Source organism: Nocardia sp. CA-107356, assembly GCF_050946365.1.
Lineage (GTDB): Bacteria > Actinomycetota > Actinomycetes > Mycobacteriales > Mycobacteriaceae > Nocardia.
Window position 1 is genome coordinate 8,105,999 of sequence record NZ_CP191992.1, and the last position, 24,657, is coordinate 8,130,655.

Sequence of the window (24,657 nt, forward strand, 5' to 3'; positions counted from 1 at the left end):
CGAGCCGAAAACCTTGGGCCTGTCCGGGAACTCGACCGAAACGACCTCACCACGCAGCGTTCACCAGCGAATTTGCCGCCATCTCGAGATAATCGAGCAACGCCTTTCGATGCTCATCGTCCAGAATCTCCGGTTCGATCTCCGCCACGCCGATTCGCATGCAGCGCAGCCACGCGTCACGTTCCACCGGACCGATCGTGAACGGCATATGCCGCATCCGCAGCCGCGGATGCCCGCGCTCATCGGAGTACGTGCGCGGTCCACCCCAGTACTGCTCCAGGAACATACGCAGACGCCGCTCCGCCGGTTCGAGGTCCGGCTCCGGGTACAGCGGGCGCAACACCTCGTCGGCCGCCACCTCTCGATAGAACGCCGCGATGATCCGGTGGAACGTTGCCGCCCCGCCGATCGCCTCGTAGAACGACGTCGCTGTCTGCTCGCCGGAAGTCATCAGGTCCTCTCGATCGGTCCGCTGCTGATCGTTTCGAGCGACCCGCATGCTCACTACGGGCCGCACTCCATTGTGCCCGCGTCACGAACGGGCGGCCCTTCAACCACAGTTCATCCGACATTGTGCGAAATCACCGTGCAATAGCCCGCGTTCCATGGTCAACTGGGTGGCAGTCTCTGCCGAGATACCACATGATCTTGAAACCATGAAACCGGGGTCCCCATGAAGCAGCGGCACGGCCGATCACACGAGGCCAGGACGCACCGACAACTCCAGCCCGCCGACGTCCACAATCGTGGGTCGGGGGCTACTCCGCTGCACATCTTGTCCGATCACTATCCGGGTGCACATCGCACCGGTGAGCCTGCTCACCACAATCCGCACCTCACGCCGGTCCAGAACGAGACCGCCAACTGGTTGAAGCGCCGGGTGTTGCTTCTCAATGCCACCTACGAGCCGCTCACCGCGCTGTCCGCACGCCGCGCCGTGGTGCTTCTGATCTGCGATAAAGCCGATACCGTCCATCACGACCCCGAGGGTTCGGTGGTGCATTCCGCTGAATCCGCCGTCACGATTCCGTCGGTCATCCGACTGCGCAGCTACGTCCACGTGCCCTATCGGGCGCGCGTCCCGATGACCCGAGCCGCCCTCATGCATCGCGACCGCTACCGCTGCGGGTACTGCGGTGGTAAGGCGGAGACCATCGACCATGTCATCCCGCGCAGCCGCGGCGGTGAACATTCCTGGGAGAACTGCGTCGCGAGTTGCGCGCCGTGTAACCATCGCAAGGCGGACAAACTGCTCAGCGAGCTGGGGTGGACGTTGCGTTCGCCGCTGGTGTCGCCGAAGGGGCCGCACTGGCGACTGCTGTCGACCACTACGGAGCTGGATCCGGTGTGGTTGCAGTATCTCGGCGAAGGCGCCGCCTAGCCCCGTCCGGATTGGCTCCGTCGACACCCGGATCGGGATTCGTGCTCATCCGCCGCGGGTGTTCTTGGTCACCGCACTCGAATCCGCGGGGTCGATCGGTGAGCGTCGCACCAGCGGGTGCACCGCAGCCGTGATCGGTGGCTTCCGCTAGGTGTATTCGACGACCAATGCTGCCCAGGTGTCGGGGGCGAGGGCTTCGAAAACGTGAGGGGCATCTCCCGGGTAGGAGATGTAGTCGCCCGGGCCGAGTTCGACGGGTGCGTCGATCGGGCCGATGAGGGCGCGGCCGGCGGCCAGCAGCACATGCTCGATCACGCCTGGAATGTGTGGGTCGGATTTGCGGGCATGACCGGGTTCGGCCGTGATCCGGAAGAGGTCACGGCGAGTGTTGGCCGGTCCGGCCGCCAGCAGGGTGGCGCGGTAATCCGATTCCGCGGCGGCGACCACCGGGCCCTCTCCCGCGCGGATTACATGCACGGTCGGGCGCGGCGGGTCGAGCAGTCGCGAGAAGGGCATGTCCAGGGCGACGCACAGCGCCCACAAGGTCTCCAGGCTCGGGTTGCCGGTACCCGATTCCAGTTGGGACAGTGTGGATTTCGCGATACCCGCACGGTTGGCGACCTCGGTGAGCGACAGCCCTGCGCGCGTGCGCTCGCGGCGCAGCGCAGCGGCGATCACTGCCTGCGGCGTCGTTGGATCCTGCTCCATGCGCGCTCCCGTCGAGTAGCTGACCGCCCAACAGAGAACCATATTGACGAATCGTCCCGCCATGTTCACTATAAGCTACATGCGTTCGATATGGCGAACACTCGATCGGGACACGCTCTCCGGGATCGCGGCGGTACTACTCGCGGTCGGGCTGATCGGTGTTTCCTACGGCGCCACCGCCGTCACCTCCGGTTTTCCGTTGTGGGTTCCGATCGTGCTCGGCGTCGTCGTGCTCGCGGGCGGTGCGGAGTTCCTGTTCATCGGGATCATGGCGGCAGGCGGCAGCCCGATCGCGGCCGTACTGGCCGGGCTGCTGGTCAATGCCCGGCATCTGCCGTACGGGCTGTCGGTACCCGATGTGGTCGGCACCGGATGGCGGCGGCGGATCGGCGTCCATGTGATGAACGACGAATCCGTCGCACTGGCCCTGGCCCAGCCAGATGTCGCGCGTAGGCGGGCCGCGTATTGGGTGAGCGGGCTGGGTGTGCTCATCGCCTGGCCCGGCGGTGCGGCGATCGGTGCGCTGATCGGCACGATGGTGCCCGATACCGGTGCGATCGGATTGGACGCGGTATTTCCCGCGGTGCTGTTATCACTGATCATGCCCGCGCTGCGGTCGCGTGGCACCTTGCGCGCGGCGCTGATCGGGTCGATCGCGGCCGTGGCGAGCGCGCCGTTCCTGCCCGCGGGAATGCCTGTGTTGGTTGCACTGTCGGGGTTATTCTTCGCGATCTCGAAGCACGACGACGAGAAGCCGGGCGCTGCAGAGGCACAGGCGTCATGAACCAGCGAAGCATCGACGTGCCGGTCATTTCGGAGCCGGGCGAGGTCCGGGCATGAGCACCCCGATCCTGCTGGTCGCCATGGCCGCGCTATCCGCGGGAACCTATGCCTTCCGTTCGTTGGGTCCGGCCCTGCGCAACCGCATTCGGTTCCCGGAGCGCGCGAAACAGCTCCTGGAAATCGGCGCGGTCGTCCTGCTCGCCGCGATGGTCGCCATCACGACGCTGCCCACCGGCTCCGCCCACCTCGGATTCGCCCTGCCCGCAGGCGTTCTCGTCGGCGGCCTGCTGGCCTGGCGCAATCAACCCATGCTCGTCGTCATCCTCGCGGCAGCCGCAACCACCGCCCTCTTGCGCCTGCTCGGCCTCTCCTGACCCCCCACCGGTTCGACATCCCCAAAACCGTTGAGCAGCCCCCACTATCGGGATCCGCACCGCACGACGGATGCGAATCCCGACCGGAGGTGCGGGAATTCGTGCGACAGGCCACCAGTGGCAGGCAGCTCGGATCAGCTGGGGGTCAGCGGGATGCCGCCGCTGAGGCGGCGGGCGACGGAACCGTAGCGGGCGTCGAGGCGGAGCCAGGTTCTGCTGGCGCGGACCCGGACGATTTCGGTGGGCGGGATGCGGCGGGAATCGGCCTTGTCACCGGAGTGCGGGATGAAATCCATTGCGGTGAGGGCGAACACAACGCGCATCGGGACCTGGACCTGCGCCGGAGCCGCCGAGACGGTGAGCACCGTCTGGTCGAGCAGGGAAGCGGGCGGGCCATGGCTACTGCCGTGTTCCTTGGCCAGTGCCGCGCCCTGTTCGGCGAGTTCGACCAGGGTACGTGCGGGCACATCGTCGATATGTTCGAAGCCGACATCCGGCGGCAGCGCGCCACGCCAGGCCGAATCCATCGCGTAGCCGAGATCGATCGGATTGCCGGACGGCAAACCGGCGAGCACCAGATCGGCACCGACAGTGACATCGTCGACGCCCAACTCGGCGACCACGGTGCGCACTGCGAGCGCCTCGAAACCCGTTGCCACCCAAGCGGATACGTACCGTTCCCCACGACGGCGCATACGCACCACCGCCGCCGGATCCAGCCGAACGGCTCGACTCAAGAACGTCGCGAGATTCTCCCGCTCAGCCGGATCGGCAACCTCCAGGACTCGCTGTCCCGACATCAGTGCTCCCACATCACCACATCGCGGCCGGCCCCGGCCGCCACCACACGACGACCGAGGTCAGCCATTACTGCCCAGCGATCCGGATCCGCCGCCCGAATGATGCGGGCAATCGCTCAATCTTTCCACTCAGCAAGGTAATCACGTTCGGTATCGGTCAGCCGACGCAGACGCTGCGAACGCATATCGAAGGCCGCGATCTGGGTGGAGGCGATCACCGCGGCCGGCGAGTCCGGGGCCGCACCGTTGGCGCGCACCTCGTAACCGATGGTGAAGTCGACCGCCCGCAGTTGCTCGATCCACATCGCGATATCGAGTGGGGTGTCCTCGTGCCGCAGCTGACCGCGGTAGCGGACCCGCAGGTCCGCCAGCACACAGCCTTCACGCAGCGGGGCGGTCGGACGCCCGTCCTCGAACAGCCACGGAATCCGCGCCTCCTCCAACAGCGTCACCATGCGGGCGTGATTGACGTGCTGGAACACGTCCATATCCGACCACCTGACGTCTACCTTGGCGTGGAAGCGCTTCGGCAGCAGCAGGGCGCTGCCGGGCGCCTTTCCATTACCGTTCAACGAACTCGTCAACGTGGTACCTCCGATTGGGCGCCCACCCCGCTCACCATGCTTCGCACTTGCCGCGCCGCAACCGACAGCGTGGCGAGATCGTGGGTTCCGGACTCGAACAACTCCGACAGCGCTGCCCGAGCGCGTCCGAGCCGGGACTGGTTTTTCGACTCCCAGTATGCAATCTTCTCGTCCGCTGTCTCTTCCGGGTCACCGCCGGAGAGCACGTCGAGGGTCAGCGAGCGCAGCGAACCGTACATATCGTCGCGCAGTGCCAGCCGGGCCAGCGCATGCCAGCGATCGCCGCGTTCCAGGTGGCTGACCGCCTGCAACAGCCAATCGATCTTGAGGTGATCGTTGAGCGCGTAGTACAGCGAGCCGACCTCCTCACCGCTGCGATCGGTGATATCTGCGATATCCAACACATCGAGCAGTGGGAACAGGTTCAGCAGCCCGAAGGCCTCGGTGGCGAGGTCGGTGGGCGCGCCACGGGCGATCACTTCGGCGGACTGATCGGTCAGCGTCGAGACGTGATGTCCGCGCAGCCAACCGGGCACCTTCGGCGCCAGCTCGCGCACACCTCGGCTGTACCGGTTGATCTCCGCGCCGACCGCGATCGGCTGCGGACGGTTGCTCAACAGCCAGCGTGAGGCTCGGTCGAGCGCACGCTTGGTCTCGAGTTCGAGTTCGTCGCGCACCGATACCGCGGCGTCGGTGGCCCGGATCCGCGCCCACATGGTGTGCAGGTCGAAGATCTCGCTGGCCGCCGCGAACGCGCGCACCGCATCGGTCGCGCTGGCGCCGATTTCCTCGTTGAGCCGGTGGGCGTAGGTAATGCCGCCGTAGTCGACCATCTCGTTGACCACCATCGTGGTGGTGATCTCCCGACGCAGCCGGTGCCGCTTGATGGCGGTGCCGAACCGAGTCCGCAACGGTGTCGGGAAGTACTGCGGAAGCCGGGTGGCGAAGTACGAGATATCCGGCAGATCGGTCTCGAGCAGATCGGCCTTGAGCGAAAGCTTCACATGCGCCATGAGATTGGACAGCTCGGGCGAGGCGAGGCCGGTGCCCTCCTCGAGTCTGCGCTTGACCTCCACCTCCGACGGCAGCGCCTCCAGCTCGCGATCCACCCCGCGACGCGCCTCCAGATCCTCGATGAGCCGCTGGTGCACATTCAGCATCCTGGGCGCCTCGGTCCGCGAGATGCCCATCAGGAAATTCTGGGAGACGTTGTCCTGCAACACCATCTGGGCGACCTCATCGGTCATCGAGGCGAGCAGCGGATTGCGTTCGGCCTCGGACAGTCCGCCCGCGCTGACCACACCGTCGAGCAGCACCTTGATATTGACCTCGTGGTCGGAGCAGTCGACACCGGCCGAGTTGTCCAGCGCATCGGTGTTCATCTTGCCGCCGTTGCGGCAGAACTCGATGCGGCCCAGCGCGGTCGCGCCCAGATTGCCGCCCTCACCGATCACCTTGACCCGCAACTGATTTCCATTGACCCGCACCGCGTCATTGGACTTGTCGCCGACCTCGGCATTGGTCTCGGTGCTCGCCTTGATGTAGGTTCCGATACCGCCGTTCCACAACAGCTGCACCGGCGCGAGCAGGATCGCCCGCACCAGTTCCGGCGGCGACAGCGCGACCACATCATCGGCCAGCCCCAGCGCTTTTCGCGTCTGTGGGCTGATCGGCACCGACTTCACGGTGCGATCCCAGACGCCACCGCCGGCGCTGATCAGCGAGGTGTCGTAATCGGCCCAGGACGAGCGCGGCAGCGCGAACATTCGCTGCCGCTCCCGGAACGAGGTGGCCGCATCAGGATCGGGATCCAGGAAGATGTGCCGATGGTCGAATGCCGCGACCAGCCGGATGTGCTCGGAGAGCAGCATGCCGTTGCCGAAGACGTCGCCACTCATATCGCCGACCCCGACCACGGTGAAGTCCTCGGTCTGGGTGTCGATATCCATCTCCTGGAAGTGGCGTTTCACGCTCTCCCACGCCCCCTTGGCGGTGATGCCCATCGCCTTGTGGTCGTAACCCGCCGAACCGCCGGAGGCGAATGCGTCACCGAGCCAGAACCCGTAGCTCTGCGCCACGTCGTTGGCGATATCGGAGAACGTGGCGGTGCCCTTATCGGCGGCCACCACCAGATAGGTGTCATCGGCGTCGCGACGGATCACCCGCGCGGGCGGCAAGACGGCACCGGTCGCCCGGTCCACATTGTCGGTGACATCGAGCAGACCGGAGATGAAGGTCCGGTAGCACTCGACGCCCTCCGCGCCCAGCGCCTGCCGATCCGCGGTCGGATCACCGGTGGCGGCCGGCGGCTGCTTGACCACGAAACCGCCCTTGGCGCCGACCGGGACGATGACCGCGTTCTTCACCGCCTGCGCCTTCACCAGGCCCAGGATTTCGGTGCGGAAGTCCTCCAGCCGGTCCGACCAGCGCAACCCGCCGCGCGCCACCGGACCGAAGCGCAAATGCACGCCCTCGACCCGAGGCGAATAGACGAAGATCTCGAATTGTGGCCTCGGCTTGGGCAATTCGGCGATCTCGCGCGGCTCGACCTTCACCGAGACGTACCCGCGCGGATTGCCCGCGATGTCGGTCACGTAGTAGTTCGTCCGCAGCGTCGCCTTGACCAGGGACAGGATCGCACGCAGGATGCGGTCGGCGTCCAGGCTGACGACCTCGTCGATGCGGCCGCGCACCCGGGTCTCCAACTCGGCGGCATGCTCGGCCGATTCGGTATCCGGATCGAACCGCGCGGCGAACAGGTCGACGAACAGCCGCGCGATATCCGGATATGCGAGCAGGACCCTGGCGATATTCGCCTGACTGTACGGAAAATCGGCCTGCTGCAGGTACTTCGCGTACATCCGCAGGATCGACACCGCACGCCACGGCAGCCGGGCGCGCAGTACGAGCTCATTGAGCGCATCCGCCTCGGCTCGGTCGTACCAGACCGCCTCGAACGCCGCGGTGAACCGATCGTGCAGCCCCTGCTCCTCCGATGCCAGCGCATCGGCTCTGGCCGAGGACTCCAGCAGTTCGGCGTCCAGATCCCGATCCAGCGAACTGCGCAGCAATTCCGGCCTGGCCAGCAGGCCGAAGTCGTAGATCCAGCGTTCCCCGCCCCCATCGCCGGGTACCGGATCCAACAGGATCTGGTACGGCCGCTCGTCGACCACTTCGACACCCAGACTCTGCAGCACCGGCAGCACCTGGCTCAGTGAGATGCCGGTGCCGCCGATGTAGAGCGTGAACCGCCACGAGCCCGGTACCGAATCCGCACGGCGGTAGAGGTATTGGTCGATCGAGCCCTCGGCGAGCCGCTCCAGCCGGACGACATCGGCCAGGGCGCGGTCGGAGGCGAAATCCTGTTTGTACGCCTCCGGAAACGCCTCGGCATAGCGCTGGACAACCCCGGGATCGAGCACGGTGGAGGTGCTCACCGCATCATTGAGGCGATCATCCCAGGTGTGTGTCGCCTCGGAGAGCAGGTTCTGGATGCGCAGCCGATTGGCCTCGGAGGTGTCGGCGACGGCGACGGCCTGGCGCAGCACCGGGAACTCCGCCTCCGGCATGCGCACCGTGAAATACACACTGGCCAGCTCACTTTCGCTGACCCGCGCCGAATAGTCGATGGAGACGCCGCCCAGTTCGCGGACCAGGATTTCCTGCATCTCCAGCCGCACCCGAGTGGTGTAGCGATCCCGTGGCAGATAAACCAGGCACGCGACGAATCGTCCGTAACCGTCCGAACGCAGGAACAGCCGAACCTGCCTGCGCAGACCGACATTCAGGACCGCAGTGGCAGTGCGGCGCATGGTCTCCACATCGGAGGAGAACAGCTCGGTGCGCGGGAACGACTGGATGACCTCGAGCATGGCCTGACCGGAGAACGAGTCCAGGTCGAATCCGCTCTCCTCGATGACCGAGCGCACGCGGCGTTCGATCACCGGAATGTCGAGAACGTTCTCGTGCACCGCCGTCACGGTGAACACACCGATGAACAGGTGCTCGCCGACGATGGTGCCGGATTCGTCGAAGTCAGCGACACCGATGAAATACGGGTACACCGAGCGGTGCACGGTGGCGGGCACCAGGCCCTGGGTGAGCATCAGCAGCGGCCGGTCGCCGCCATTGACCGGCACCCGGAAGTCGGTGCCGACATCCGGGCGCAGCACGCCGAGGCAGGTGCCGGGCAGCGGGTTCGAGATCGTCTGCCCCTCGTCGGCACTGAGCCGGTAGCGGGCATAGCCGAGCACGGTGAAATTGCCGCTGGCCAACCAGCGCAACAGATTCGCGGTATCGACCAGATCGGCGTCGGAGAACGGCGCGTGGCCGGATTTGGCCGCTACCTCGAGCTCATCGGCCAGACCGCTCTGTACCTCTTTGATGGCCTCGGTATCGCCGATGACCTGACGCACGTCGGCGATCACATCCGGCATCGACTGCTCGATCCGGTCCAGCAGGGCGCGACTGGTCGAGGGGTGCAATTGCAGGTGCATCCAGGATTCGCGCAGGCCGCTGGTGCCATTGCTGTCGACCTCGTGCGGCGCGGCACTGGTCAGCCGTCCGTCCGCATCGCGCGTCACCTCGAAGATCGGGTGGATCACCTCGCTCACGCTGACGCCCATCCGGGTCAGCGACGAGGTGATCGACTCCACCAATAGCGCCATATCGTCGGTGACCAACTGCAGCGCGGCGCCGAGGCCGGAGCCGTCGTCCGGGTGGTAGACCCGCACCAGTGCCCGCTCGGCCGGGCGAGTCATCGCCAGCTCCATATGCCGCCGGAAGATCTGAGTGATCCCGGTGATCGCGCAGTCCACATCGCCCGCGTCGACGTGGCGGAAATACGCCTCCTCGAGGGATGCGAGTTCACCGCGCAGCGACTGCGGCAATCCCGCGGCCCACGCCGCACTGGACAATTCGGACGAGACCGTCATTTTTTCGCCAACTCCTCGGATTCGGTTCCGCAACAAAGTGACGCCGGTCCGAGAGTAGCTGTGCCTTGCAGACGCGGGGGTGAATTCCCTTCTAAATGCAGGGTGTTCACCGATACCGTAGCGTTCGCCGCTTGATTGCCGAGGTCGATGAACCCGGCACAGCACCCGATCGGACCGGCAACGTCAGGTAGACGCGATCGCGGTGGTAGCGACCCAATGCCCGGACTGCGCCTGCGCATGCACGGTCCCCACCATAGTCAGATCTGTGGCCGGGCGTGCGCCGACCGTATTTCCTTCGATGGAGACACGGCCCGGTGCGGATTCTCCGCAATTCCTTCGGCAGAACGACCGTTGGATGACGTGATGCGCGGATGCTACCGCTGCGGCAGCGGTCGACCAGCCCGCCGTGGCAGATCGGTTCCGAATGCCGTTCGGCGGTGCGGATCGCGGATTGCTCGGACTGCGCCCGCGTGCGCGCCGTCGCCCTCATCGAACTCGGGTACGCGGCTCACGCTCACGTCACGTCGTAACGCCGAACCTCACGCCTCGTTCGTGAAGGATCCACCGACATATCTAGAGGCAGTGAACGCGATGCCACACATCAGCAAGCACCGGTCCCGTCAGGACTGCTGCCCCTGCGCTATTCCGGACCGCGACGAGCAGTACAGAGGCGCCGCCGACCTGACCGCCCAGGTCGCTGCGCTCGATGTCTCGATGTCCGATCGAGATGCGGTGGTGCACAGCCGCAGCGCACGGCTCGCTTGTCAGACCGGCGACCGCAGCACGGCGGCGCAGAGGCGGCCGAGTTCGAACGGTTCGGACTGACCGAGGCAGCACCGTCGATCATCGCGCAGGCGGCGCTGTATTGGTGCGGCGCAGGCGAATTCGATCGAGCGGCCGCACTGGTGGCCCGAGTGATCGACGCTGGCATCGGGTCTGACATCACGTGATGTCGACTTCCTGCTGACCACACATCGCTACTTCGTCTCGGGCTGGCGACCAACCGACAGGACGTGCTGCGTGACGGAATCGAGCTGCTGGCACCGTATTCCGGCGGGGCGGCAATAGCGACCGCCCCGCCGAGCACGGGACTCAGCCGCGGGTGAGCTTGCGGTGTGTCACCCGGTGCGGTCGGGCGGCTTCGATACCGAGACGCTCGATCTTATTGGCCTCGTATGCCTCGAAGTTGCCCTCGAACCAGAACCACTTGGCGTCGTTGTCGTTATCGCCCTCCCACGCCAGGATGTGGGTGCAGGTCCGGTCGAGGAACCAGCGGTCGTGGGAGATGACAACGGCGCAGCCCGGGAACTGTTCGAGTGCGTTCTCCAGCGAACTCAGCGTTTCCACGTCGAGGTCGTTGGTCGGCTCGTCGAGCAGGATCAGGTTGCCGCCCTGCTTGAGGGTGAGCGCGAGGTTCAGCCGGTTGCGCTCACCACCGGAGAGCACCCCGGCGGGCTTCTGCTGGTCCGGGCCCTTGAAACCGAACGCACTGACATAGGCGCGCGAGGGCATTTCCTGATTGCCGACCTCGATGAAGTCCAGACCGTCGGAGACGACCTGCCAGACATTCTTCTTCGGGTCAATGCCCGCACGGTTCTGGTCGACGTAGCTCAGCTTGACCGTCTCGCCGACCTTCACCTCACCGCTATCGGTCGACTCGAGCCCGACGATCGTCTTGAACAGCGTGGTCTTACCGACACCGTTCGGGCCGATCACGCCGACAATGCCATTGCGCGGCAGGGTGAACGACAGATCCTTGATGAGCTGGCGGTCGCCGAAACCCTTGTCCAGATGCTCGACCTCGACGACCACACTGCCCAGGCGCGGACCCGCCGGGATCTGGATCTCCTCGAAGTCCAACTTCCTGTGCTTCTCGGCCTCGGCCGCCATCTCTTCGTACCGCCCGAGGCGGGCCTTGTTCTTGGCCTGGCGGGCCTTGGCGCCGGAACGGACCCAGGCCAACTCCTCCTTGAGCCGCTTCTGCAGCTTCTGGTCCTTCTTGCCCTGGACCTCGAGACGCTGGGCCTTCTTCTCCAGGTAGGTGGAGTAGTTGCCCTCGTAGGGGTAGGCGCGGCCACGGTCGAGTTCGAGGATCCACTCGGCGACATTGTCGAGGAAGTACCGGTCGTGGGTGACGGCGAGCACGGCGCCTGCGTACGAGGCCAGATGCTGCTCGAGCCAGAGCACACTCTCGGCATCGAGGTGGTTGGTCGGTTCGTCGAGCAGCAGCAGATCGGGTTTGCTCAGCAGCAGCTTGCACAGCGCGACCCGGCGGCGCTCACCACCGGAGAGGTTGGTGACCGACTCGTCCGGCGGCGGGCAGCGCAGTGCGTCCATGGCCTGCTCGAGCTGGGAGTCGACATCCCAGGCATCGGCGTGGTCCAAGTACTCCTGGAGTTTGCCCATTTCGTCCATGAGCTCGTCGGAGTAGTCGGTGGCCATGAGTTCGGCGATCTCGTTGAAGCGATCCAGCTTCACCTTGACCTCGCCCAGGCCCTCCTCGACATTGCCGCGAACCGTCTTCTCCTCGTTCAGCGGCGGCTCCTGCTGCAGGATGCCGACCGTGGCACCCGGGGCGAGGAAGGCGTCTCCGTTATTCGGCTGGTCCAATGCGGCCATGATCTTCAGCACGCTGGATTTACCGGCGCCGTTAGGGCCGACGACGCCGATCTTCGCGCCAGGAAGGAAGTTCAGGTTGACATCGTCGAGCACGACCTTGTCGCCGTGCGCCTTACGAACCTTCTTCATTTGGTAGATGAACTCAGCCATATACACGAGCCTATCGGTACGAGGATTGATGATTACGGCCCGCTGCCCCCACTTGCGCAGCTCACAGCCCACCGTCATTCAACCAGGACGAGATCCGAGCGATTCCCAAGGCCATCGCTCCCAGCCTCTACGAGTTCGTCATGCCGCCTGTAGGCCAACTACGCCGGACACGCCCGGACAGCCGAGTACCGAAACGCCGAGTGACCTGACCTCCCGCATCCGGCCGGATACCGCCGAAATCGGCTCGAGTCTGCCTCCGGAGCAAAGGGCTTGGATCGCCGTGTCACGCTTGCCCTGTCATACAAACTCCGGAGCCGCGTTGGTGGAGGGTGACACAATCGCACCTGTGGCGAACGATTTGAGCGGCGACCTTTTAGTCACAGCCGACCGCCTTGAAAGCTTGGAAAAGAGCGACGTGCGCAGCTGGCAGCAGGCTGATTGCGCACACTGTCACGGTAGCCAGGCGATGGTGATCGCAACGACATCTGGCCATGACCTACTCAAAGCGGATGTCGAGTGGCTTCGGTGCGTCAGATGCCATCGCGGGCTCGTGCGGAACGAGGGAGTCTTGAGTCCAGGTGTATGCCCCCTCGAGACGCCACACGCGCTGCCGCCGGAGGACGTAGCTGCTTGGGAAGAAGTCCGTAGTTGCCTTTCGGTCGGGGCGAACACTGCTGCCGTGATGATGTGCCGAAAGCTTCTCGTTCACGTAGCGATCGCGCACGAACTCCCCGCCAAAGATGAGAAGAACCGTAGCCCCTCGTTCGCGCGGGCACTCGACCACCTCGAGGATGTGGGGATTGTGACAGCGGCGATGCGCACGTGGATCGACCGCATCAAGGATGTCGGCAACGAAGCCAACCACGAGTTGACCTCGATTTCGGAGAAGCAGGCAATGGATGTCGCGAAGTTCACGTATCAACTGCTTCACTTGGCCTACGAGCTTCCGGCCATGATTGCGGATTCCGCACCGGGGCCCCCGGCGAGCTAGTTACTCTCGATGAACGCCACCTGCGACAAACGCCATCAGCGATAGCCTCAAAAACCGTTGTGGCACCCCGCGATACAGTGGGTGACATCGGACCTCGGACCGAGCACCTGCCTGCCCATTTTCAACATCTATACGTTGGGGACGGTGTAGTAGTAGGAGACGGGCCGCAGCATCGCCTGGTCGATCTGCCAAGGCTGGTGGACGACGATCGCTCCTCCAGAAGCTCTAGGCGGCACGGGTGTTCGATCGAGCTTGATCGAGTGCACCACCACCAGCGCGTTGTTGGGATATTCCTGCCGATGGTGTTCGACCTCGTTGTAGGTCAGGATCACCTGCCCGCCAAGCGATGTCGTCCCTTTGACTTCCACGTAGATCCTTTCGGCACCACGGGTCGCGAGCAAGTCATATGACTCCAGGTCGCCGGTGTTTTTGACTGTGTACTTCATCGCCTTGAAATGCTCGATCGCAAGGTCAACCGCGTGCTCCTCGATCGCAACCTTGTCAGCATGGCTCAACCGCTGATGCTGCCCACCTGTCCGCCGTGTCTTTCCAGCAGATTCCGCTGCGGCCTTTTCAGCATCGACGATTTCCGGCGGCTCATCACCGGGAATGAACACAGTGTCGTCAGCGAGCTTGTACAACTTGTCCAGCATCTCGCCAATTGTTGAGAAGTCCTGGCGGAGTTGTTCTTCGGTTGGGAGCGAGTCGGCCTGGTACCCGATACCGTGTACGTTCCCGAGCTCGTAGGCGTGTCCAAGTCCGCGGCTCATATGCAGGTCAATGGCGCCGAACGATGTGGGGTCTACTCCGTCCGATGCAAGTGCCGAGCGAGCCCAGTCGGCGCGACGGATCACAATGCTGTCGGACAGCGAGATGATCCGTCGCCGAATCGGATCGAACGGACTGGTGCCCTGGTTCAACGACAGATACACAGCATCGCCGGTGGCACTGAACAGGTACACGGCGTACCACCCGCCGCCGGGCTTGCCGCTCCGCTGAGGATCGAAGTAGCGGCTCCAGGGAACTCGCGCCGGCGTGCCTTTCCCACCGCTGCCCTCGGTCTGCCACTTCGGGAAGTTCGAATTGAGCTCTGTCTGGATCCATTCCGGAATCGCCTTCTCCACCAAAGCTTTCCGGCGAACCATCACTGGATCTTGTGCGTCTGCACTGAAGTTGGGTTGCAGTGTCAACACTTCCTCGAGCAAGTCCCTCAGCGACATGGCGAGCAATCTACCCATCTACTCCGACAAGGACTCCGGCTCTGGTCAGTGCAATCGACTGCCGAGGGCACGCCCAACGAACTCGCCGAGAACCGCAGCGGCCTCCGGGCGGCGTCATGCCGACAAACCGCGGTTGCCCCGGGCTCGGTTCTTCGTCAGACATCCCGTCCGCGCCTGGCAGTCAGAGACTCACAGGCCGTCAGAGGTCCACTCCGGTCACCTATGACCACCCACCAACACCCCAGCACCACCACTGTCGCCGGGGGGATCCGGCCGTGCGGTCAAGCGTCGACGGGCTCGGGATCAGCGAGCTGGGGCGGTGCGGAAGACAGGGACGTCGCGCCCTCCCCCGGCTCCTGGCCGTCGACGCATGCACGATCATCAGTGCTGGATCGGTCACAACTATTCCGTGTCAGGCTACTGGGTCCGGACGCCACGCCCGAAACTGCGCGCCGGACCACCTGTGCGGTGCAGCGGGACAGGTCAGGGCCGATCGCGGTGGCACGCATCTCGATGTCGCGCCGCTCCGCGCCGTCCCTGCCCCGGTACTCGTGTGAGCGCAGCTGGCCGTGCGCGACGATCGGATCGCCGCGACGCAGGGAGGCGTCGACACCGAGCACCAGCCTGCGCCAGCAGCTGACCGTCAGATACAGGGTTCCGTTGTCCACCCAGTCCCCGCTCTCGGGATTGAATCGCCGGGAGTTGCTCGCCATCCGAAAGGTCACCACCTGCTCCCCGTTGGTCAGATCGCGCTTGACCGGATGGGTCACCACCGTGCCGATGACGGTCACCATCGCTTCATACATCGTTGCGCCCCTTTACGTTTCGATCCGTCACGGATCGCTGCGGGTATTGCTCCCTCGCACCTGAGGGCCCCTTCAGCCTGACCGCTCCGGACCCCATCCGGCCGCCCCGATTCCCGAATGTGGACAACTTCGCCACATGTGGACAGTCGCCGCTTCATACATCCCCATCGTCGGAGGATCGCAGGCGGCGATCGGGTCCGAACAGGCGACCGCGAATCGACGAATCCCCCAGTGGTAGAGCCGGGTTCGTCGCGAACCAGCCTTACAGGACCGCCGGGTCGGTATTGGCACCGCACAGCACGATCACGGGCCGCTCCCCCTCGGCGGGCACATACGCACCGCTCTGCACGGCGGCAAACGCCGTCGCCCCCGCGAGTTCCACCACGATCCGAAACTCCCGCCACAGATATTCGCGAGCCGTCGCGATGGCATCATCGGTCACCAACAGCGAGCGCACGTCATAGCGACGCGCGATATCCAGCGCGATATCCCCGATCCGATTGGCGCCCAAGGACTCCGCCGCGATGCTGGAGACATTCACATCCACCGGCCGTTGCGCGTGCAACGCGGCGTTCAGCGTCGCAATCCCCTCCGGTTCGATCCCGACCACCTGCTGCCGCCGCCCGAGCGCCGCCGCGATCCCGGCGACCAGCCCGCCGCCACCGACGGCGGCCAGCACCGGCGGCCGCCCCCGTACCTGCTCCTCCAACTCCAGCCCGACCACGCCCGCACCCGCGACCACCGCGGGCAGGTCGTAGGCGTGCAATTGCATGGCGCCCCGCTCGCTCGCGAGATCGGTCGCGTAACGGTAGGCCTCGGCGTAAGTCGTTCCGTGCCACAGCACTTCGGCACCGTAGGACCACATCGCGGCCACCTTGGTATGCGGCGCCGACTCCGGGACCACCACGGTGCACAGCTTGCTGAGGCGAGCGGAGGCCAGGGCGGCCGCGATCCCGGCGTTCCCGCCGGAGGCGATGACAACCTGGTCGACCTGCTCGGCCGACTCCAATAGCGCGTTGAAGCTGCCGCGCACCTTGAAGGTCCCACCGTGCTGCAGGTATTCGAGCTTCAGCGTGACCGGAACGGGCCCGTTCGGTCCCATGATCGAGGTATGGAATACCGGCGTCTTGCGCACCTGTCCGGCCAACCGTCTGCGCGCCGCACGCACATCCGATCGATACACCCGCCGGGCATGCCTGTTCTCCACCACCGCGGCACCCCGCTCACTCACAACTTGCACCTCGATGGAGCTCAATTACGTATTCCTCGGTCACGCTTGGCCAATTCGGCGAACATGGCATTATGGGCGGCCAACTCCGCGCCGTGGTCCCGGTCCGCGGCCCGGTCGGTCCGCTTCGCGAGTTTCGCGTCGCTGCGCGACCATTGGATGAGCAGTGCCAACATCACCACCACCAAAGGCACCTCACCGCTGGCCCACGCCAGGCTACCGCCGGTGCGCTGGTCATCGAGCAGGTCGTTGTTCCAGCCGAGGCCCAGGCTGCGGAAGAACCACCCACCCATCACCGTGGTCATACTCATCAGCGCGATGCCGAAGAAAGCATGGAACGGCAGCGAGCCGAACACCATGCCGAGCTTGGTCAGCGGCTGCACCTGACGCGGCTTCGGGTCGATGCCGATCACCACCCAATAGAACAGATAGCCACTGAGCAGGAAGTGCAGGTTCATCATCAGATGGGCCGCGTGGGAATCGACGAACGAGTCGTAGATACCGCCCATGTACAGCGCGTAGAACCCGCCGACGAAGATCACCGACGCGACGATCGGATGGGTCAGAAGACGCGAGACCGGGTTATGCACCGCGGCCAGAATCCATTCGCGCGGACCGGGCACACCACTACGGCCGGCCCCTGGCAAGGCGCGCAGCGCCAACGTGACCGCACCACCGAGTGCGAACAGGATCGGCGCCAGCATCGATAGCGCCATGTGCTGCCCCATGTGCACGCTGAAGACCGCGGGCGAATACCGCCCGACCCCCGACGAGGTGGCGAAGAGCAGGATCGCGCAGGCCGAGAGCCAGGCGATGGTCCGCCCGACCGGCCACGCATCCCCGCGCGCACGCAACCGCCGCACCCCCATCAGGTACAGCACCGCAAGCACGATGGCCAGCGTGCCGAAGATCAAGTCGAAGCGCCAGTCGAACAGCAATCGCGATACCGACGGCGGGCCGTCGAGGTTGTAACCGAGCTCGACCTCCGCGGGTGTCGGCACGCTGGTCGGTGGTGGCGGCGGCGTTCGCCCCAACCCCACGGCCAGCCCCATGGTGGCCGCGAAGATCAGTGCCTCGACACCACCGAATCGGATGAGCGCGGCGCGGTCGAGCGGGTTCGCGGCGAGTGCGGGCAGGCTGGCGCGACGCTGCAGATATCCGATGCCGCCGAGCACCACGAGCGCGCACGCCTTGGCGATCACCAGTCGGCCGTAGGTGGTGGTGAACAGATCGCTCCACGGCACCCGCACCCAGGAGTTGATCACGCCGCTGACGCCGATCACGACGAAGGCGATAGTGGCGGTGAGCGAGAATCGCCGGGTCGCGATATCGGTGTGCACACCGCCGCGCATCGCGTACGCGAGCACCGCGAACAATCCACCGACCCATACGGCGGCGGAGACCAGGTGCAGGATCAGGCTATTGGTCGCCAGGTCGTGCGCACCACCCGCGGACGAATGCCCGGTCAGCGCCAGCGGCATCATCGTGACGACCGCGCCGCCGAACAGCACCGGGGTCCACCCCCAGCGCAGCGCCAGTCGGCACCCCACCGCGACGATCAGCGAGAAGACCACCGTCGTGCGCCACGCCTGGGCCAGATCCACCTGGCCGATCGCGCGCCACAACTGCTCCGGCCGCCAGATCTGACTCACCGACTGCCCGGTGGTATCCGACACCGTGAGCGGTATGAGCAGCGCCGCGCAGCAGGCCCAGCTCAGGGCGAAGTTGGCGGCGCGCCGCACCGCGCGATACCCGCCGACATCGAGCAGGCCATTCGCCTGCGGCGGTACCAGGAACGCGGCGAACAGCAGGGAGCCGACGGTCAATGCCGCGGACAGATCGGCGAGCGCCCGCAATGCGGGCAGGCCATAGGTGGTCAGCGGTCCAGGATCCGGAATGCCGAGCAAGGTCAACGCCTGCGCCGCCGACAGTCCGACGATCATCGCGGCGACCACCGCCGCGATCGCACCGGCGAGCACCGTCATAGTCGCGAAGGTCGCCCCGGAGCCCGACTTACCCGTTCGGAGATCGGGTGCGACGGACAGGTCCTGCGGTGACGACATGGGATTGAGCGTAGTCGGCCGCTAATGCGTAGCCCGGCGGGGTTTGGGCCGATAAGGTGGCTAACGGATCGGAGGTGCGATGTCGATCATCCCGCGACTCGCTTGGCCCATGCGCCACAGGTGGCTGAAATGTTGCTAACGCTAAGAACCTAGCAATCTGGACGGTCGCTATACTTGCCGTGCTGGACAGCACGGCCAATGTCGGCCATCGTGGAACCCACTGCCTCCGTAGCTCAGTTGGATAGAGCAAGGGCCTTCTAATCCCTAGGTCGCAGGTTCGATTCCTGCCGGGGGCGCCATACACCCGTCTCTCCGCGTTTTACGCGGACAGGCGGGTGCCGCGCACGATATCCACCCTCTGTCGGTCGTGCGCGGGATCATCCGCCGGGCCCGCCCCTGACTCACAGGCAGGGTTCGCGCCGATTCAGTTGTCGCCTTCGCGGCTACTCAGCTCTGCTCAGCTCTGCGAATAGCCCAAGGTATGCAGGCTCCCCACACCCGCCACCGATAGATACCACCGAGACCCCATCCCTAAACGGGATAAATCAGACTTCTTCATTCCCGTGCCGGCGAGTCGTGTTCGTCGCTTGGCGTGTTGCCCGGCGGAGTTCGGTGCGAGGTTCGTTGGTATCGCGGATGGCGTCCGGTCGGGATCGTCGACGAGTTCGAGACCGCGGACGATCGGTTCCGACACCCGTAACCCGTGCCTACCTGCCCGTGAACTTGGGTGCCCGGCGATCGAGCATGGCGGAGACCGCTTCGTGGTGGTCGTCGGTCTGGTGGGCGATGGCCTGGAGGGCGGCGGATAGTTCGAGCAGACTTTCCAGGCTCTGCCATTGGCCCTCGCGGAGCAGCTTCTTGGTCATGCGCAGCACGTGGGGTGGATTGGCGGCGACCCGGGCGGCCAGCGCCTGGGCCGCGTCGAGCAGTGCGTCGGGTTCGACGACCGCCGAGACCAGCCCCCACTCCAGCGCCGTGGCCGCGTCGATCGGCTCGCCGGTGAACGCCATCTCGCTGGCGCGAGCCATGCCGACGGCGCGAGGCAGTAGCCAGGCACCGCCGTCACCGGGGATGATGCCGACCTTGGCGAAGCTCTCGGCGAATGTCGCGGTGTCGGCGGCGATACGCATATCGCACATGAGGGCCAGATCGCAGCCCGCGCCGATGGCCGGGCCGTTGACCGCGGCGATGGTCGGAATTTCGCAGTGATACAGGGCTTTGGGGATGCGCTGGATCCCGTGCCGATAGCCCTGCCGCAACTCGGCGGGTGCGCCGCCGAACATGCCGGCTCGGTCGCGCATGTGTTTGATATTGCCGCCCGAGGAGAAGGCGGTACCGGCACCGGTCAGGATCGCCACCCGCACCGAGGGATCGGCGTTGACGGCGGACACCGCCCGCTCCAGCGCGTCCACCGTCTCGACATCGGATATCGGGTTGCGGGCCTGGGGGTTGTTGAGGGTCCAGACGACGACGTCGCCGGTGCGCTCGATCAGGACGGGCTCACTCACGATCTACTCCTCGGGTGCGATGACGATCCGGACATCCACCGGAACTATGCCGGTACCCGAGGCCACGACGGGATTGAGGTCCAGTTCCGCGATCTCGGGATGCGCGGCCACCAGATCACCGATGCGGACGAGGAACCGGGCGAGCGCGGTGCGGTCGACGGCAGGCAGGTGGCGGTACCCGTCCAGCAGCCGCGAGGCGATCGTTTCCCGGATCATTTCGTGCGCCTCGAGTTCGGTGAACGGCGCGGCGCGGAAGGTGACATCCGAGAGTGCCTCTACCAGCACACCACCGCTGCCGAACGCGACGACGGGCCCGAAGATCGGGTCGCGGGTGGCCCCGATGAGCAGTTCGACACCGCGCGGCGCCATCGGTGTGACGATCATGCCGTCGATGTGTGCGTCCGGCACGACCTTTCGAACCGATGCGGTGATGTCCAGTGCCTGCGCTGCGGCCGTCTCGACGACGACATCGAGCCGTACCCCACCGGCCTCGGATTTGTGAATCACTTGCGGGGAGACGACTTTCACCGCGCACGGCTGGTCGAATTCGCCGACCACGGCGGCGACCTCCTCGGGCGAGGACACGAATCGCCATGGGCCGATGGCTATTCCGGCCTCGATGAGCAGTGTCCGTGCGGACGGTTCGTCGAGTACACCCGCCGGCACGCGCACTGGTGCGGCGGGCGCGGGCAATACGAGCGGCGATCGCCGGTCGGCGCTGTCCAACCACCTGCTGCGCCGATCCAGTGCGGCCGCGATCCGCACCGCATGATCGATGGAAGCGAGTACGGGCACCCCTGCGGCGCGGAGGATGTCGTGATTGGCGATCGGATCGCCCGCGTAGCAGCTCTGCACGAGCAGTGGCGTGCCGTGTGCGGACTGTGCGGCGAGAATGCCACGCGCGGTGTCGTTTTCGGCCGGTTCGAGCGATTGATCGAAACGCCGGTGATATCCGCCGAAGAGCCCGACGATGAGCACCAGCCCGACCGCGGGATCGGCCATCAGGATCTCGACCGCCGTGGCGAACACGGTCGGATCGGTATCGGTGGCACCGGCGACGTCGACGGGGACGATCACCGAGGCCGCTGGGCCGAGCAGCTCACGCAATGCCGCCCGGGTCGGACCGCTCAACTCCGCTATCTCGATCCCGTGCGCGGTGAGCGCGTCCACCGCCAAGGTCGCGTGCCCGCCGCCGTCGCTGAGGACGGCCACCCGTCGGCCGGTCAGCACCGGTGCGGTGGTCGACAACGCTCCGGCGACGACGGCGAGCTCATCGGAGCGCCGCACCAGTTCGACCCCGGCCTGTGCCAGTACAGCGGTCGCGACCGCGTCCGACCCCGCGACGGATCCGGTGTGTGAGAGGGCGGTTCGCTGCCCGGCGGCCGATCGCCCGCCGCGCAGCATCACCACCGGGGTGCCGACGGTGGCACGGGCCGCGGCGGCGAGGAATGCGCGCCCGTCGGCCAGTCCCTCGGCGTGCACGGCGACCGCACCGCAGCCCGACTGGGCGGCGAGTTCGGTCAGACATTCGTCGTAGCGGACGTCGGCCTGATTACCCAGGCCGACATAGGTGTGCAGGCCCGGCCCGCGCACCGTGCGAACATCGTTGACCAGCGACAACAACATATTCCCGCTCTGCGTGACGACGCTGACCGGGCCCGGCGGAATGGCCTGCAACCCAACCAGATTGGCGCCGGTGGCGACGTTGGCGATGCCGGAGGTATTGGGTCCGATCACCCGCACCCCGCTATCGGCGATGGCGGCGGCGAGTTCGGCCGCGAGCCACGCACCTGCGGCGCCGATCTCCCGAAAACCGTTGGCCAGCACCACCGCCCCCGCGATGCCGACCGCGCCACATTCGCGCAGTACCCCCGGGACGGCAGCGCCGGGTACGGCGATGAGTGCGACATCGACCCCGGGCGGCAGCCGGTCGATGCTCGCGACGACGTCGAGCCCGCGGATCTGGCCGGCCTTCGGATTGACCGGGTATACCGGGTGTGCGTACCCGGATTCCTGCAGCGCCCGGATCGCTTGATAGCCGCGTTTGGCCGGATCTGTGGAGGCACCGATGATTGCGATGGACCGAGGATCGAGCAGTCGCTGCAGTCCGGTGCGCTCGGTGCCGACCAGAGTGGTAGTGGATGCGCGTGTCACCAGAGGTCCCTCACTGTCCCCGGAAGACCGGCTGGCGACGTTCGGCGAAGGCCATGACTCCCTCGGCCCAGTCCTCGGAGTCCATCAGCGCCAGCAGATCTCGCGGTTCGGCGTCGAGGGCGACGTCGAGCGGATCGTCGCGTCGCAGTGCGGCCTTCATCCTGGCCAGAGCGAGCGGCGCCTTGGCGGCCAGCGAATCGGCCAGCGCCGCAGCCGAATCCAGCAGTGCGTCGGGGGCGACGACGGCGTGTGCGAGGCCCCACTCGTAAGCCTGTGCGCCGGTGAAGCGTTCACCGAGGATCAGCAGGTCCGTCGCGCGCCGCAACCCGATCAGCCGCGGCAGCCGGTGGGTGACCCCGCCGCCCACGAAGGTGCCGATACTCACCTCGGGAAATCCCATCCCGGCGTCGTCGGCGATCACGAGAAAGTCTGCGCTCACTGCCATTTCCGCACCGGCACCCAGCGCGTAGCCGTGCACCGCGGCCACGACCGGGGTGGACATGTGCTGGATCTGTCGGCAGGCCTGCTGCCCGAGCTGTGCGTAATGTTCCCGGTCGGCGCGAGTGCGGGTGCCCGCGGCGTGCGCCTTCAGGTCCGCGCCGACGCAGAACGCGCGCCCGGCGCCGGTCAGGATCACGCACCGCACCTGCGGGTCGGCATCGGCGGTGGCGAGGGCGTCGATGAGGGTGCGATACAGCTGCTCGCTGACGGCGTTGAGCCGTTCGGGGCGGTTCAGCGTCAGCACCGTGACCTGTCCGCGACGGGACACCAGCACCGTGGGTGCGTCGGTGGCTGTGGTCATCGAGGTAGATCTCCTCTCGTTATGGGTCAGCGCGCAGCGCCGACCACGGGGGTGGGAGTGAGCGGAATGTCGTCGGCGGGTCCGGATTTCGAGCGCCTGCCGCGGCCCTGCCGGGCGGTGAGCCACCGCGCCAGGAACGAGATCGCGAAGTTGGTGGCGATGTACATCACCGCAACCCCGACGTACAGCTGCATGGAGTACTGACTGCCGTAGTACTCGACCAGTGAGCGGCCCTGCCGCAGCAGTTCGGCATAGCCGACGATGAAGCCGAGCGAGGTGTCCTTGAGCAGGATGACCATCTGACTGACGAGTACCGGCAGCATGTTCGGAATCGCCTGTGGCAGTAGGATTCTGCCGAGCACGACGGAACGACCCAGCCCCATGGCCTCGGCGGCCTCGGCCTGTCCGCTGTCGATGGCGAGGATGCCACCGCGGAAGATCTCGCACAGCACCGAGGAGTTGTAGGCGACCAGCGCCAGCACCACGATCTGCAGCAGGCTCAGATCCAGTCCCAGACCGGGGAATCCGAGGGCCGCGAACAACATGAGCAGCAGTAGCGGAACACCGCGGAAGCCCTCGACCACGGCACCGGTGGCCAGCCGGACGGGCCGATACCGCGACAGCCGCCCGACGGCCAGCAGCAACCCGACCGCCAACGCGATGATCATGGCGAGCCCTGCGGCCTTGATCGTGGCCCGGTATCCCTGCCACAATGCCTGGGGCACACCGGTTTCCGGATCGAACAGGATCGCCCACCGCTTGTGGTTCAGCTGTCCGTGTGAGCCGAGCCGCAGCAGGATCGCGGCGACGATGAGCGCGCTGACGAGTCCGGCAGCGATGGTGATGCGGCGGGCCCGGCGGATCTCGTCGGGACCCGGCTCGTCGTAGAGGAAGGAGGTGTTCATCGCGCGACCGCCAATCGGTGCTCGAGCCTGCGGAATCCGAAGGCGGATCCCAGGGTGATGACGAGATAGGCCACCGCGATCCACAACAGGGCCGCGACGACGGCGGCCGGGTCGAGGAAGTTGATCCGCTGCCCCGACGCGGTCAGTTCCAGCACGCCGAATCCGGCGGCGAGGGAGGTGTTCTTGACCAGCGCGATCCACACGTTGGCCAGCGGTGGCACCACGGCGCGCACGGCCTGCGGGATGATGATGAACCGCATATCCTCGGTGAACGAAAGACCGAGCGCCCGTGCGGCTTCGGCCTGCCCGCGGCCGACGGTGTTGACGCCCGCGCGTACCGCCTCGGACACGAACGCCGCCGTGTAGCAGCCCAGTGCGACGATCGCCGACACCACATAGCTCGGGATGGTCAGCCCCAGTTGGGGCAGCACGAACACGATCAGGAAGAACACGACGGTCAGTGGCGTGTTGCGGATGGTTTCGACGTAGACGGCGCCGACGTGCTGCAGGAACGGCACCGGCGACAGCCGCGCGACTGCGACGAGCAGTCCGATGACCGCGGCTAGTACGCCGCCGCCGAAGCTCAACAGCAGGGTGGTGCCGAATGCCTTCGACAGCAGCGCGGCGTTGTCGGTAACTACATGCAT

General features: G+C 66.0%; 20 protein-coding genes and 1 tRNA gene. 6 read left to right on the plus strand and 15 right to left on the minus strand.

All coding sequences use genetic code 11. From position 1 onward, the window contains the following. Positions 1 to 46: 46 nt before the first annotated feature. Positions 47 to 451, minus strand: a complete 405-nt coding sequence (locus ACQP1G_RS36600) for a globin (protein WP_433194243.1) — start codon at positions 449 to 451, stop codon at positions 47 to 49. A gap of 222 nt (positions 452 to 673) precedes the next feature. On the opposite strand from ACQP1G_RS36600, the gene ACQP1G_RS36605 reads away from it, so the two are divergent. Continuing rightward, positions 674 to 1,381 (plus strand): HNH endonuclease, encoded by a 708-nt coding sequence (locus tag ACQP1G_RS36605; RefSeq protein WP_433194244.1) that lies wholly within the window; start codon positions 674 to 676, stop codon positions 1,379 to 1,381. A 147-nt stretch (positions 1,382 to 1,528) separates the two neighbouring features. Here the strand turns inward: ACQP1G_RS36605 and ACQP1G_RS36610 are convergent, their stop codons facing one another. Then, on the minus strand, positions 1,529 to 2,089 hold the full coding sequence (locus ACQP1G_RS36610) for a helix-turn-helix domain-containing protein (RefSeq protein ID WP_433194245.1): 561 nt from the start codon (positions 2,087 to 2,089) through the stop codon (positions 1,529 to 1,531). A 79-nt stretch (positions 2,090 to 2,168) separates the two neighbouring features. Between ACQP1G_RS36610 and ACQP1G_RS36615 the strand changes: the two genes are divergently transcribed. Both ACQP1G_RS36615 and ACQP1G_RS36620 read left to right on the plus strand, forming a co-directional pair. After that, entirely contained in the window at positions 2,169 to 2,873 is a 705-nt protein-coding gene (locus ACQP1G_RS36615) for an AzlC family ABC transporter permease (RefSeq protein ID WP_433194246.1), read from the plus strand. Positions 2,874 to 2,925: 52 nt separating this feature from the next. Continuing rightward, positions 2,926 to 3,246: an AzlD domain-containing protein gene (locus tag ACQP1G_RS36620; RefSeq protein ID WP_433194247.1), complete on the plus strand. Its 321-nt coding sequence runs from the start codon at positions 2,926 to 2,928 to the stop codon at positions 3,244 to 3,246. 134 nt (positions 3,247 to 3,380) lie between these two features. Here the strand turns inward: ACQP1G_RS36620 and ACQP1G_RS36625 are convergent, their stop codons facing one another. The 3 genes from ACQP1G_RS36625 to ACQP1G_RS36635 form a co-directional block, all read right to left on the minus strand. Further along, entirely contained in the window at positions 3,381 to 4,046 is a 666-nt protein-coding gene (locus ACQP1G_RS36625; RefSeq protein WP_433194248.1) for a hypothetical protein, read from the minus strand. 116 nt (positions 4,047 to 4,162) lie between these two features. Next, positions 4,163 to 4,618 carry an acyl-CoA thioesterase gene (locus tag ACQP1G_RS36630; protein ID WP_433209141.1) on the minus strand — a complete coding sequence of 152 codons (456 nt, stop codon included), beginning with the start codon at positions 4,616 to 4,618 and terminating at the stop codon, positions 4,163 to 4,165. A gap of 8 nt (positions 4,619 to 4,626) precedes the next feature. Then, entirely contained in the window at positions 4,627 to 9,564 is a 4,938-nt protein-coding gene (locus ACQP1G_RS36635; RefSeq protein ID WP_433209144.1) for an NAD-glutamate dehydrogenase, read from the minus strand. Positions 9,565 to 10,325: 761 nt separating this feature from the next. On the opposite strand from ACQP1G_RS36635, the gene ACQP1G_RS36640 reads away from it, so the two are divergent. Next, on the plus strand, positions 10,326 to 10,514 hold the full coding sequence (locus ACQP1G_RS36640) for a hypothetical protein (RefSeq protein WP_433194249.1): 189 nt from the start codon (positions 10,326 to 10,328) through the stop codon (positions 10,512 to 10,514). Positions 10,515 to 10,656: 142 nt separating this feature from the next. On the opposite strand, the gene ettA is transcribed toward ACQP1G_RS36640, so the two are convergent. Next, positions 10,657 to 12,333, minus strand: a complete 1,677-nt coding sequence (gene ettA, locus ACQP1G_RS36645; protein WP_433194250.1) for an energy-dependent translational throttle protein EttA — start codon at positions 12,331 to 12,333, stop codon at positions 10,657 to 10,659. Between the two features lie 346 nt (positions 12,334 to 12,679). Here ettA and ACQP1G_RS36650 point away from each other — a divergent pair, with 346 nt between their 5' ends. Next, positions 12,680 to 13,324 carry a DUF4145 domain-containing protein gene (locus ACQP1G_RS36650; protein WP_433194251.1) on the plus strand — a complete coding sequence of 215 codons (645 nt, stop codon included), beginning with the start codon at positions 12,680 to 12,682 and terminating at the stop codon, positions 13,322 to 13,324. 128 nt (positions 13,325 to 13,452) lie between these two features. On the opposite strand, the gene ACQP1G_RS36655 is transcribed toward ACQP1G_RS36650, so the two are convergent. From ACQP1G_RS36655 to ACQP1G_RS36670, 4 genes are all read right to left on the minus strand, one after another. Then, entirely contained in the window at positions 13,453 to 14,544 is a 1,092-nt protein-coding gene (locus ACQP1G_RS36655) for an MrcB family domain-containing protein (RefSeq protein WP_433194252.1), read from the minus strand. A 281-nt stretch (positions 14,545 to 14,825) separates the two neighbouring features. Continuing rightward, positions 14,826 to 15,350: a single-stranded DNA-binding protein gene (locus ACQP1G_RS36660; RefSeq protein ID WP_433194253.1), complete on the minus strand. Its 525-nt coding sequence runs from the start codon at positions 15,348 to 15,350 to the stop codon at positions 14,826 to 14,828. A 262-nt stretch (positions 15,351 to 15,612) separates the two neighbouring features. Continuing rightward, the gene (locus tag ACQP1G_RS36665; protein ID WP_433194254.1) at positions 15,613 to 16,581 is read right to left on the minus strand and encodes a threonine/serine dehydratase; all 969 of its coding nucleotides are present in this window, start codon (positions 16,579 to 16,581) and stop codon (positions 15,613 to 15,615) included. 20 nt (positions 16,582 to 16,601) lie between these two features. After that, entirely contained in the window at positions 16,602 to 18,641 is a 2,040-nt protein-coding gene (locus ACQP1G_RS36670) for a cytochrome c oxidase assembly protein (protein ID WP_433194255.1), read from the minus strand. 222 nt (positions 18,642 to 18,863) lie between these two features. On the opposite strand from ACQP1G_RS36670, the gene ACQP1G_RS36675 reads away from it, so the two are divergent. Further along, positions 18,864 to 18,940, plus strand: a tRNA-Arg gene (locus ACQP1G_RS36675). 408 nt (positions 18,941 to 19,348) lie between these two features. Here ACQP1G_RS36675 and ACQP1G_RS36680 read toward each other — a convergent pair. The 5 genes from ACQP1G_RS36680 to ACQP1G_RS36700 are packed head-to-tail and all read right to left on the minus strand — an operon-like array spanning position 19,349 to position 24,657. Beyond that, entirely contained in the window at positions 19,349 to 20,149 is an 801-nt protein-coding gene (locus ACQP1G_RS36680; protein WP_433194256.1) for a crotonase/enoyl-CoA hydratase family protein, read from the minus strand. Between the two features lie 3 nt (positions 20,150 to 20,152). Further along, a complete protein-coding gene (locus ACQP1G_RS36685) occupies positions 20,153 to 22,303 on the minus strand; it encodes an acetate--CoA ligase family protein (protein ID WP_433194257.1) in 2,151 nt (716 codons plus the stop codon). Between the two features lie 10 nt (positions 22,304 to 22,313). Beyond that, the gene (locus tag ACQP1G_RS36690) at positions 22,314 to 23,105 is read right to left on the minus strand and encodes an enoyl-CoA hydratase/isomerase family protein (protein WP_433194258.1); all 792 of its coding nucleotides are present in this window, start codon (positions 23,103 to 23,105) and stop codon (positions 22,314 to 22,316) included. Between the two features lie 26 nt (positions 23,106 to 23,131). Beyond that, entirely contained in the window at positions 23,132 to 24,010 is an 879-nt protein-coding gene (locus tag ACQP1G_RS36695; RefSeq protein ID WP_433194259.1) for an amino acid ABC transporter permease, read from the minus strand. Continuing rightward, positions 24,007 to 24,657, minus strand: coding sequence for an amino acid ABC transporter permease (locus tag ACQP1G_RS36700; RefSeq protein ID WP_433194260.1), 651 nt, complete (start codon positions 24,655 to 24,657; stop codon positions 24,007 to 24,009). The genes ACQP1G_RS36695 and ACQP1G_RS36700 overlap by 4 nt, the downstream gene beginning before the upstream one ends.